The sequence below is a fragment of the Paraburkholderia sp. BR14320 genome, from assembly GCF_040948665.1.
Classification (GTDB): Bacteria; Pseudomonadota; Gammaproteobacteria; order Burkholderiales; family Burkholderiaceae; genus Paraburkholderia; species Paraburkholderia youngii.
This window is the reverse complement of record NZ_JBFPKG010000001.1, coordinates 211124-222453: the sequence shown is the minus strand read 5'-3', so window position 1 is coordinate 222453 and position 11330 is coordinate 211124. Positions and strand designations below refer to the sequence as shown.

At 61.5% G+C, this 11330-nt stretch carries 9 protein-coding genes; 7 read left to right on the top strand and 2 right to left on the bottom strand.

Annotated elements, in window-relative coordinates; genetic code table 11:
- Positions 1–37 precede the first annotated feature (37 nt).
- From AB3X89_RS01080 to AB3X89_RS01050, 7 genes are all read left to right on the top strand, one after another.
- Complete coding sequence (locus AB3X89_RS01080) at positions 38–1360, top strand: DUF2254 domain-containing protein (protein WP_368581404.1); 1323 nt, start codon at positions 38–40, stop codon at positions 1358–1360.
- 9 nt (positions 1361–1369) lie between these two features.
- The gene (locus tag AB3X89_RS01075; RefSeq protein ID WP_368581403.1) at positions 1370–2047 is read left to right on the top strand and encodes a carbonic anhydrase; all 678 of its coding nucleotides are present in this window, start codon (positions 1370–1372) and stop codon (positions 2045–2047) included.
- 293 nt (positions 2048–2340) lie between these two features.
- Entirely contained in the window at positions 2341–3555 is a 1215-nt protein-coding gene (locus tag AB3X89_RS01070) for an ABC transporter substrate-binding protein (protein WP_368581402.1), read from the top strand.
- A 108-nt stretch (positions 3556–3663) separates the two neighbouring features.
- Positions 3664–4539: a branched-chain amino acid ABC transporter permease gene (locus AB3X89_RS01065; protein WP_176122035.1), complete on the top strand. Its 876-nt coding sequence runs from the start codon at positions 3664–3666 to the stop codon at positions 4537–4539.
- 8 nt (positions 4540–4547) lie between these two features.
- A complete protein-coding gene (locus AB3X89_RS01060; RefSeq protein ID WP_368581401.1) occupies positions 4548–6488 on the top strand; it encodes an ATP-binding cassette domain-containing protein in 1941 nt (646 codons plus the stop codon).
- A 54-nt stretch (positions 6489–6542) separates the two neighbouring features.
- Complete coding sequence (locus AB3X89_RS01055; protein WP_176111174.1) at positions 6543–7277, top strand: ABC transporter ATP-binding protein; 735 nt, start codon at positions 6543–6545, stop codon at positions 7275–7277.
- A 422-nt stretch (positions 7278–7699) separates the two neighbouring features.
- Positions 7700–9355: a sialidase family protein gene (locus tag AB3X89_RS01050; protein WP_368581400.1), complete on the top strand. Its 1656-nt coding sequence runs from the start codon at positions 7700–7702 to the stop codon at positions 9353–9355.
- Positions 9356–9459: 104 nt separating this feature from the next.
- Here AB3X89_RS01050 and AB3X89_RS01045 read toward each other — a convergent pair whose 3' ends face one another.
- Together AB3X89_RS01045 and AB3X89_RS01040 are read right to left on the bottom strand one after the other, a co-directional pair.
- Entirely contained in the window at positions 9460–10209 is a 750-nt protein-coding gene (locus AB3X89_RS01045; protein WP_368581399.1) for an S-adenosyl-l-methionine hydroxide adenosyltransferase family protein, read from the bottom strand.
- Positions 10210–10297: 88 nt separating this feature from the next.
- Positions 10298–11275, bottom strand: coding sequence for a LysR family transcriptional regulator (locus tag AB3X89_RS01040; RefSeq protein ID WP_368581398.1), 978 nt, complete (start codon positions 11273–11275; stop codon positions 10298–10300).
- Between the last annotated feature and the right edge of the window lie 55 nt (positions 11276–11330).

Below are 11330 nucleotides of genomic sequence, written 5' to 3'. Positions count from 1 at the left end.
GTCCAAGGCGAAACCGCGAAGCAGGAAGAGCGCAAACATGGACTGGAACCGCTGGTACAGCTTGAAGAGTTACCTCAGATCTTCCCTGTGGACGGTCCCGCTCGTCGCAGTAGCGATCTATGCGGTGGTGAAGCCGCTCACTGAAATGCTGGGAAGGTGGTTGATCGGACACGACATCCTCGACCCGAAAACCGGCCTTTTCGGGCTGTCCATGACTGGCGCGCGGTCACTTGTCGGCGACATCGTTTCCGCAGACCTGGCGTTTCTGGTATTTACCTTCGGTTCGCTGCTCGTCGCGATCCAGGTCGCTGGCGGTCAATACACCCCGCGGATCATCGCGACGACCTTGCTGCGCGATAACGTGATCCGCAACATCTCGGGATTGTTCGTTTTCACACTTCTATTCGCCAACAGGACCTTGGGCTGGATGGGTGACAGCGAGGTGCACCAGCTTCAGGTATTCATTGCAGCGCTATTCGGATTCGCTTCCGTCGTCGCATTCCTTTTCCTGATCGACTATGCGGCGAAATTTCTGCGTCCAGTGAGCCTCGTGGCGCGCGTTGGAGAGCACGGCATCGCGGTCATCGAGAGCGTTTATCCCGCGCCGGCGACGGGCCGGATCGCCCCGCCGTGCGTTGACCGCAAGCGAGGCGTGCCTGATCGCATCGTTCGCCACAGCGGTACATCCGGCATCGTTCTGGCCGTGAATCTGGAAAGACTGGTCGCCAAGGCGAGGCGCACGAACTCGGTTATCGAATTCGTGCCGCAAGTCGGCGATTTCGTCGCAGTCGACGAACCCTTGTTTTATCTGTACGGTGACGCTGGCGCAATCGATGAAAACCGGCTGCGGACACTGGTCGCCTTTGGGACCGAACGCACGATGGAACAGGATCCGATGTTCGCGTTCCGCATCCTTGTTGATATTGCGCTCAAGGCGTTATCGGCCGCGATCAACGATCCCACAACGGCCGTGCTGGCCATCGATCAACTACAGCGGCTATTGCGCGTAGTCGGAAAACGGTCTTTGTACACCGAAGAGATCAGGGATAAGTCTGGCCGTGTGTGCGTGATCTTTCGAACGCCGAACTGGGAAGATTTCGTGCATATCAGTTTTCGAGAGATACGTCAGTATGGCGCCGGCAGCATCCAGATCGCGCGGCGTCAGCGCGCGGCGATAGAGAATCTCCTCCAGTGCTTGCCGGAGCATCGTCACGACGCATTGCGTGTCGAGCTGACCCTGCTGGACCGAGAGATCGGCGCGCGGCATCCATTTCCGGAGGACCTGGCGTTGGCCCGTATCCCGGACTCGCAAGGGCTTGGAGGGTCGGAGACGTCGGCGGCAAGGCAACCGGTCGTTTGAGAGGCGATCATGCGAAAACTCATCATGGGCATCGTCGAGTTCCGGGAGAAGATGCTGCCGCAATACGCGCAGCAGTTCAGCAAACTGGCGCTCGCGCAGACTCCCGATGCGCTCTTCATCACCTGCTCGGACAGCCGCGTCGTGCCGGACCTGCTGGCATCGACCCATCCCGGCGATCTCTTTACGATGCGCAACGTGGGCAATCTGATCCCGCCGGCGACTGCGGAGGGCGTCTCTACCGGAGATCTTTCCGAGGCAAGCGCAATCGAATATGCGGTGCTGGTGTTGAAAGTCGCGAATATCGTCGTGTGCGGGCATTCCGAGTGCGGCGCGATGAAGGCCGTGTTCTCACGCAACGCCAAGCTGAAATCGCCAAACCTCGATAAATGGCTATGCCACGCCAACAACGCGGCGTTTAGGCTCGAACAGGAAGGTCCGCTCGATGACCGCTTGAAAGCGCACGATCAATTGTCGCAACTCAACGTGCTGGTGCAGCTCGAACACCTGATGACCTACCCGATCGTCCGCCAGCAAGTCAGCGCCGGGGCACTCGTATTGAGCGGCTGGTGGTTCGATATCGCGACTGGCGCCATGTATGCCTATGAGCGCACGAGCCGTTCATTCGAAGTCATCGACCGCGCGATGGCTGAGCGGATCATTACGCGCCTTGCGGCGCGGGCGAGGTGACGGTTTCCGAAGCTTCGCAACGGGACCGAATTGGCGCGCATGAAGTTAAACGACAGATATCAGAGTCAATCAGTGGCTCGGCACCGCCGCTCGATAACCAAAGTTAGACGCTTCTCTCTAATCTGCCAATAACCCCGGTATTGCACCACGCGGGTAATTCCGAATATTACATATAGATTAGCAAATCCATACTGCGTCACGACAGGCGCTCAGGCTCCCTGAGAACGTCCAGTCGGCGTGCATGGAAGCCGCTTCCAGGCTCTGTGCAAAAAAAGACATGCTACGGAGACAGTATGGGAATTCGCTTGAAGAGCGTCGTGAGTGCGCTCGCGTTGTGTGCCCTCATTGACGTCAGTTACGCCGCCGACCCGATCAAGATCGGTGTCGACGGACCTTTCACCGGCGGTTCGTCTTCGATGGGCGTGAGCATGCGCGACGGCGTGCGGCTCGCCACCGCGGAAATCAATAAGGCCGGTGGCGTGCTTGGCCGTCAGATCGTGCTGGTCGAGCGCGACGACGAGGCGAAAAATGAACGCGGCGTACAGATCGCGCAAGAGCTGATCAACAAGGAAAAAGTGGCTGCGGTGGTGGGCTACATCAATACCGGCGTGGCGCTCGCGTCTCAACGCTTCTTCCAGGAAGCCAGGATTCCGGTGTTCAACAACGTCGCGACTGGCAGCGTCCTGACGAAGCAATTCACCGATCAACCGGATAACTACGTCTTCCGCAACGCCGCCGCCGACCGCATTCAGGCGCCGATGATCGTTGAAGAAGCGATCGCGAAACGCGGCTTCAAGAAGGTCGCGATTCTCGCGGACTCCACCAATTACGGTCAGCTCGGCCGCGAAGACCTCGAAAAGGCGTTGGCCACGAAAGGCGTGAAGCCGGTTGCGGTAGAAAAATTCAATATCAAGGACGTCGACATGACCGCGCAGCTGCTCAAGGCCAAGGAGGCCGGCGCTGAAGCGGTGCTGACCTATGGCATTGGGCCGGAACTCGCGCAGATCGCCAACGGCATGGCCAAGCTCGGCTGGAAAGTGCCGCTGATCGGCAGCTGGACCCTGTCGATGGCGAACTACATCGACAACGCGAGCACCAACGGCGAAGGCGCCCGGATGCCGCAGACCTTCATTCAGGAAGCGAACACGCCCAAGCGCAAGGCGTTCATCGACGCGTACCTCAAGGAGTTCAAGCCGAAGAACAACCGCATCGAATCGGCGGTGTCCGCCGCCCAAGGCTACGACTCGGTCTATCTGCTCGCCGCGGCGATGACCCAGGCGGGTTCGACCGAAGGTCCGAAGGTGCGCGCCGCGCTGGAAAACCTCAACGGCAAGGTGGAAGGCGTCGTGATGGTGTACGACAAGCCGTTCACGCACGACGACCACGAGGCGATCAGCCCGAACGTGCCGGTGTTTGGCGAGGTCAAGGGCGGCCGCGTGATCTATGCGTACGACGCTGATCGCAAGGACGGCAGCCAGTTGCGCGCCAAGCAGGCGTCGACGAACTAAGCGCGGATACAAGCGCAAATCCAGCGCGGCAGCATGCTCCAAAGCCGCACCCGCCCGCCAGCGGGGGCGGCTTTGTTTTATAGATGGTGAACTCTAAGGCGCTCGACGATGACCATTCTTTTACAGCTCATCTATAGCGGGATCGCACTCGGCATGATCTACGCCGTGATCGCATTCGGCTATCAACTCACATTCGCGACCTCCGGCACGCTGAACTTCGGCCAGGGCGACGCGCTGATGCTCGGCGCGCTGGTCGGCCTCACGCTGGTCTCGCTCGGCGTCAACTACTGGCTGATGATCCCGCTCGTCTGCGCGTTCGGTCTGTTGCAGGGCGCGTTCGTCGAACGGATCGGGGTGCGGCCCGCGATCAGGATCAAATCCGAATTCGGCTGGATCATGTCGACGATCGCGCTGGGCATCATCTTCAAGAACGTCGCGGAAAACGTCTGGGGCCGCGACGATCTGCGCTTCCCGTCGCCGCTGCCCGAAGCGCCGCTCAAGGTGTTCGGCGCGAACGTTCTGCCGATGGAACTTCTGGTGGTCGGCGGCGCGCTCGCGATGATGCTCGCCGTCGAGTTCTTCAACCGCAAGACGATCTTCGGCAAGGCCGTCGTGGCCACGGCGAACGACCGCGACGCCGCCGCGCTGATGGGCATCAACACCGGCCTCGTGATCACGTTTTCGTATGCCCTCTCGTCGCTGACCGCCGCGTTCGCCGGCGTGCTGATCGCGCCGCTCACGCTGACCGGCGCGACGATGGGCGCGGTGCTCGGCCTCAAGGCGTTCGCGGTGGCGATCATCGGCGGTCTCACGAGCGGTTTGGGCATCCTCGTCGGCGGCGTGATTCTCGGCATCGCCGAGACCACTACCGGCTTCTATCTCTCCACCGGCTATAAGGACGTGCCGGGGCTGGTCCTGCTGCTCATCGTGCTCGCGATGAAACCCGCCGGGCTGTTCGGCAAGACTTCAATCAAGAAAGTGTGAGGGCCGCCGTGAATCTGAAGAAACTCGTTGCGACGGCACTTGTGCTGATCGCGCTTGCGGTGTTCCCGGTGCTGTCGGGCAATCCGTACTACATCCATCTGGTCGAGACCATCATGATCTACGCGATCCTGCTGTTCGGTCTCGACATCGTGGTCGGCTACACCGGCCAGGTTTCGCTCGGACATGCGGGGCTGTTCGGGGTTGGCGCCTACACGGCGGGCGTGCTGTTCATGAAGCTCGGCTTGCCGATTTTCGTGACCGCGCCGCTCGCGATTCTCGTCACGGCCGGCTTCGGCGCGATTCTCGCGCTGCCCGCGCTACGCGTGTCCGGCCCCTACCTCGCGATGGTGACGCTCGCGTTCGGCACGATCCTTCAGATTCTCATCAACGAGATGGATTTTCTGACCAACGGGCCGATGGGCGTCAAGATTCCGAAGCCGTCGCTCGGCGCGCGGCCGATGAACGAAGTCGAATACTACTGGCTCGTCGCGGCCCTGCTGGTGGCCTCGCTGATCGTCGTGCACCGGGTGCTCAAGTCGCATCTGGGCCGGGCCTTCGAAGCCCTGCGAGACAGTCCGATCGCGTCGGACTGTATGGGCGTGTCGGTGTACCGCTACAAGGTCTACGCGTTCGTGATCAGCGCGGGCTTCGCCGGTCTGGCCGGCTGCCTGTACTCGTATTCGGAGCAGTACATCTCACCGAATACCTACAACTTCGAGCTGACCATCCTGTTCCTGCTCGCGATCATCATGGGCGGGCGCAAGACGCGCACTGGCGCGGTGCTCGGCTCGGCGATCATCGTGCTGTTACCCAAGCTGCTCGATGACATCGATATGTTCCGCATCGTCGCATCGGTGCTGGCGGTCGCGGTCGTGATCGGCGCAGGCGTAGCGCTCGCGCGCAAGGTGTCGACGGCACGCAAGGTGGCGATTCCGGTGCTCGGTACGGTGGGGCTCGCCGCGTTTTCATACTGCATCGATACGCTCGCCGACTGGCGGCTGAGCATCTTCGGCCTGATGATCCTGCTCGTCGTGTACTACCTGCAGGACGGCGTGATCGGATTCGTGCGCAAGAGCATGATGGGCGGGGCGGGGCGCACGAGCACCGTCGACACCCATCATGCCGCGACGATCGGCGCAGACGCGGTCGCCGCCGTGCACGCGGGCGACACGGAAGAGATCCTGCAGCTACGCGGCATCCTGATGCAGTTCAGCGGGCTCAAGGCGCTCAACCAGGTCGACCTGAGCGTGCGGCGCGGCACGGTTCACGGACTGATCGGCCCTAATGGCTCCGGCAAGAGCACGATGATGAACGTGTTGACCGGCATCTATGTGCCGACCGCAGGCTCGATCGAGTACCGTGGCATGTCGATCGCGGGTAAGACTTCGTCGCAGATCGCGTTGGCGGGCATCGCGCGCACCTTCCAGAACGTGCAGTTGTTCGGCGAGATGACCGCGCTCGAAAACGTGCTGGTCGGCTTGCATCACACGTTTCGGGCACATATCGCGGACGTCGGACTGATGTCCCCGCGTTACCGGCGCGAGGAGCGCGCCGCCCGTGAACGTGCGTTGGGCATGCTGCGCTTCGTCGGGCTTGAACATGCGGCCGGCGAAGAAGCGCGCAACCTGCCCTACGGCAAGCAACGGCTGCTGGAAATCGCGCGGGCGCTCGCGCTCGACCCGCAAGTGCTGCTGCTCGACGAACCGGCGGCCGGCCTGACCGCGCCCGACATCAAGGAGCTGGTCGCAATCATCCGCAAGGTGCGCGATCACGGCATCACCGTCGTGCTGATCGAACATCACATGGACGTCGTGATGAGCGTGTGCGACCGCGTGTCGGTGCTCGACTTCGGACAGAAGATCGCGGAAGGCAATCCGGCCGACATCCAGTCGAACGAAAAAGTCATCGAGGCTTATCTCGGCGGCGAGGCGGCGGGGCAAGCGGCCTGAGCCGCGCTCCCCTGCCTCGACTCACGAGATACACAGGAACACTCAGGAACACACATGCTATCGGTCAAGAATCTGCATGCAGGATACGGCAAGGTCAAAGTGCTGCACGGCATTTCGATCGACGTGCCCAAGGGCTCGGTCGTCACGCTGATCGGCTCGAACGGCGCGGGCAAAACCACCACGATGCGCGCGATCTCCGGCATGATCCGCGCGAGCGACGGCGAGATCACGATGGGCGTGGGCGCGAGCGCGAAGCGGATCGACGCGCTCGACTCGCATCGCATCGCGCGTCTCGGACTCGCGCATTCGCCGGAAGGACGGCGCGTGTTCGCGACGATGAGCGTGCACGACAACCTGATCCTCGGCGCCTTTCCACGCCTCACGTGGGCGCGTCCGCGCGGCGATGTGAACGCCGATCTGGAACGCGCGATCGAACTCTTTCCGCGTCTGAAAGAGCGGCGCCATCAACTCGCCGGCACCCTCTCCGGGGGCGAGCAGCAGATGCTCGCGATGGCGCGCGCGATCATGCTGAACCCGGAACTCGTGCTGCTCGACGAACCTTCGATGGGGCTCGCACCGATACTCGTCGAAGAGGTCTTTCGCATCATCGAAAATCTGAAGGGCCAGGGCGTGACGATGCTGCTCGTCGAGCAGTTCGCCGCGGCGGCGCTCAACGTGGCGGATTACGGTTACGTATTGGAGAACGGCCGGATCGCCGCACACGGGCCGGCGCTGCAGTTGCGCAACGATCCGTCGGTGAAGGCCGCTTATCTGGGCACGAGTCATTGAAGTAGTGCAGGCATCCCTGGGTCTCTAACACCCCGGGTGGCTTCTTTGAATCCAAGCCCGCCCTCTTTCGAGGGCGGGCTTTTTTTTTGGTTGTCGATCTCAAACGCCACGATTCTGCAGCGGATACATTCTTCGACCGCGATGTGTGATCCGCTGCAATCACCATGCCATGGCAGCAATGCTGGGGATATCAAGTGTTGAAATGGCATACGCCAAGATTTATTCACACAAATCTGGCCACCGCGACCTAGTGTGTTTCGGTAGATACGTGCCTTGCTGCATGTCTTCGGCGGACGGCAAGCAAGCATCGTTTCTGCGCTGGGAAAAGACGTTTTCACATATATCGGAAGGTCGGAAGTGATCGCGCCGGCGAAGGAAAGCCGGCAACTCACAGGCGTTTTCCCTTTTTCGCGAGGCCCAGAATGAAAATCAATTTCAGTTGCCTATCCCGGTCTGTTTTGCAGGGCATTGCAGGTGGTGGCGTCGTCGCGCTCGCATGCTCGATCGCCACGGGCGCGCACGCGCAAACGCTGGGATCGCTCGTCCAGGTGGCCGCGGGCGACCCATTTAGCGGTTGCACCGCCGACCAGCTGAACGCGCAGGAGTCGGCATTCGGCAGCGTCCTGTTTCCCGCCACCTCGATCGAACCCTGGGTTGCGGTGGACCCGACGGACTCGTCTCGCCTCCTCGCTGGCCACCAGCAGGATCGCTGGAGCGACGGCGGCTCACGCGGGCTCGTCGGCGTCGTCTCCAGAGATGCGGGCAGCACCTGGTCCAACTCGATTCCGTCCGGCGTGACTAACTGCACTGGCGGCAAATTCCGCCGCGCTTCCGATCCCTGGGTGGACTTTGCGCAAGACGGAACGGCCTTCTTCTTCTCTCTGGTGCTGGACCCCGCGCAACCGACCACGCCGTTTGGCGCGCGCAATAGCGGAATGCTGGTCAGCCGCTCCAGCGACCATGGCGTAACGTGGCAGACTCCCGTTACGCTGATCCGCAGCAACTCGCCACACGTGCTCAACGACAAGAACTCGCTCACTGCGGACCCGACCGCGACCAACTACGTCTATGCAGTTTGGGACCAGTTGAGCGTGTTCCCTCCAACGAAGGAAGGCGCCAGGTTGCTCGCGGAAAACGATGGCGTTCTGATCGCGCGGCAATTGCGCAACGGTGCAGCATCCGCGGCGGGCGGCGCTCCCGTATTCAAGTTCAACTTCACCGGCCCGAGCTTCTTCTCGCGATCCACTGATAAGGGCGTGACATGGAGCACCGCCGCCCCGATCTACCAGCCCGGGACGAACGCACAGACAATCGACAACATGGTGCGCGTTTTGCATGATGGAACCCTGCTCGATTTCTTCACGGCGATCAATGCCACGCCGTCGGGCCTGAGCATCGGCTATATCAAGTCTGCGGATAAAGGCGCGAGCTGGTCGGCGCCGACATTCACCAACGACATTCAGGCGGTCGGAGTGGTCTCGCCTGACAGCGGCCAGTCGATACGCGATGCGTCCATTCTGTACAGCGTCGCTGTGAACCCGACGTCGGGGGCAATCTATCTCACCTGGCAGGACGACCGCTTTTCGTCCGCGACCTGCACCACGCCCACTGGATCGATTCCGATCGACGGGATCGCCTTCAGTGAATCGACGGATGGCGGTGCTACCTGGTCAACGCCGGTAAAGATCAACAAGACGCCGCCAAACGCAACCAACCCCTGCCGTCAGCAGGCGTTCATTCCGGCGGTGGTGCCGTCGGGCGACGGCAATACGATCGTGGTGACCTACTACGACTTTCGTAACGACACGAACACTCCCGCCGGCTTCGAGGGAACCGACTATTTCGCGGTGTTCTGCTCGACTGCTACTGCGTGTACCAATCCGGCGAATTGGAGTAATGAACGCAAGCTCACCGACACCTCGTTCAACATCCTTAACGCGCCCGTGGCGGGCGGCCACTTCCTCGGCGACTACATGGGCCTGGCTGCTAGCGGCTCGAAAACTGTCTACCCGGTATTCGGTGTAGCCACGGGTCACAACGTGACGGCCGAATTCACGCGCAAGATCACTTTGCCGTAAGCGCAAATGGCGGCGACGGGAGGGTCGCCGCCCAGCCCTCCTTCACCGCTCGTAGGCTTTAATTTTCAGGCACTTTCGCGGCGCTCCAACTCTGATAGTGCGGGCTATGCCACCGATTCACCGCCCCCCTTCACTTCGACGGCATCCCCGACACGTACACCAAGCTGCGTCGCGGCGCTGCCGCGATTCACGGCGATCTCGACGAGCCCGATCGAGTTCTCATACCAGAAAGCTTGACCGGCCGTTACATCGGAAAAGACCCGCGCGTATTCGACATCGGCATCTCCGATGCGAAGCCGTGCAGACCTCGGCACCGTTCCAGCCCGCAGCCCCGTCAGCGCATTGCCGTAGTGATCGACGTAAATGACCTCGGCGAAATCGCCCGCATCCAGTTGCACGCTCAAGCCTGCCCTCTCAACGAGCTTGTCGGAAGGCAACTCGCCGCGGCTGACCCATGCCGCCATCGGCGCGAACAGATCGCGACCATGAAATGAGGCGGAAAGCGCGCCCGGACGCCATGTAATCCGCCAGGTCCGGGTATGCGCCGCGCGCGCCGCCACGACCGAGAGCAGCCCGTTGTCCGGCCCGACGAACCGCTGCCCGTCGGCTTGCAGCACGACGGCATCCCGCTCGCTACCCACGCCGGGATCGACCACGGCAAGGAACACACAGTCCGGCGGATACCAATGCGATAGCGCGGCGAGCAGATGCGCGCCTGCCTTCGCGTCGTAGTTCGGCGCAGTGTGCAGCACATCGACAACGGGAGTGCCGGCTACCGCGTGTCGTAGCAAGGCGACCCTCACCTGCCCGACATAGATGTCGTCGGCCCCGAAATCGGTAAAGAGTGCGAGCATCGCATAGCCTCCTTGAGTCCTGTGCCGCCTCGCCGGTCAGCGTTCGTTAAATATCTGAAATCCCCGCTCCTCGCCTTCTCCGCATACATCAGCGCGACCGGGAACGCGAACGCCTCGATGGGGATCGGCTCCGCTTTGCTTGCGCCGAGGCCGCAGATCCATTCGGCGTGATCTGCGCATCAACGCAGAACGCGATGAACGCCTGCACCTTTGCGGCCAGATGCCGACGCGACGGGTAGAGCGCATATAGAGGGAAACGTTCATCCGGCCAGTCCGGAAACAGATCGACAAGCTCTCGCTGTGCGATCAGTGCTTCCGTTCCGATCGACATGACCTGGGCGATTCCTGCGCCCGCTACACAAGCGTTCAGCATCGTGCCGACATCGGAGACCAGCAGCCGCCCGGAAACCGGAATGCTGACGACTTCCTTGCCCCGATGGAACTCCCATTCAAAGGGGCGTCCCGATAACGGATTGTAGAAAAGTACGCGTTCGTGATCGACGACGTCATCAGGACGATTGGGTCTGCCGTTGCTTTCAAGGTAAGCCGGAGACGCGACCGTGATGATCCGCGCTTCCAGCAGCTTGCGAGCAACCAGAGTACCAACGGGTGGCGGCCCGAAACGTATCGCGAGGTCGAAGCCATCCGCAACGAGATCGCCCACGTCATCGCGCATGATCAATTCCACCGAAAGCTCTGGAAACTGCTGCAGAAATGCCGGCAGCTTCGACGCGAGGACGGTCCGCGAAAAGAACGGGTCCACGTTGACGCGTAACTTGCCCTGGACCACGCCGGCAGAACCCGATGCCGTACTTGCCGCGCACTCGATGCCGACCAGATGCGGGCTGACGGTCTCGTAGAGACGCCTTCCTTCGTCGGTCAAGGTTTGCGATCGGGTCGTACGGTCGAGCAAGCGGACGCCGATCTGCTTTTCCAGCCGGCTTATCGCTCTGCTTACGCCGGACGCTGATACGCCGAGCGCCTCCGCGGCGCGAACGAAACTTCCGCTTTCCGCGACAGCGGCAAGCACCGTTATCCCCGCGAACAATCGACCGTCGAAGGTCATGATGCGCCTCGAGCAATGATGGATTCGTGATTTTAATCATTTCAGATTTGATTGA

Bases quoted from the DNA above. Each gene is read 5' to 3' on its own strand.
- AB3X89_RS01040 (WP_368581398.1), bottom strand. From the start codon at position 11,275: ATGACCTTCGACGGTCGATTGTTCGCGGGGATAACGGTGCTTGCCGCT.
- AB3X89_RS01055 (WP_176111174.1), top strand. From the start codon at position 6,543: ATGCTATCGGTCAAGAATCTGCATGCAGGATACGGCAAGGTCAAAGTG.
- AB3X89_RS01075 (WP_368581403.1), top strand. From the start codon at position 1,370: ATGCGAAAACTCATCATGGGCATCGTCGAGTTCCGGGAGAAGATGCTG.
- AB3X89_RS01070 (WP_368581402.1), top strand. From the start codon at position 2,341: ATGGGAATTCGCTTGAAGAGCGTCGTGAGTGCGCTCGCGTTGTGTGCC.
- AB3X89_RS01050 (WP_368581400.1), top strand. From the start codon at position 7,700: ATGAAAATCAATTTCAGTTGCCTATCCCGGTCTGTTTTGCAGGGCATT.
- AB3X89_RS01065 (WP_176122035.1), top strand. From the start codon at position 3,664: ATGACCATTCTTTTACAGCTCATCTATAGCGGGATCGCACTCGGCATG.
- AB3X89_RS01045 (WP_368581399.1), bottom strand. From the start codon at position 10,209: ATGCTCGCACTCTTTACCGATTTCGGGGCCGACGACATCTATGTCGGG.
- AB3X89_RS01080 (WP_368581404.1), top strand. From the start codon at position 38: ATGGACTGGAACCGCTGGTACAGCTTGAAGAGTTACCTCAGATCTTCC.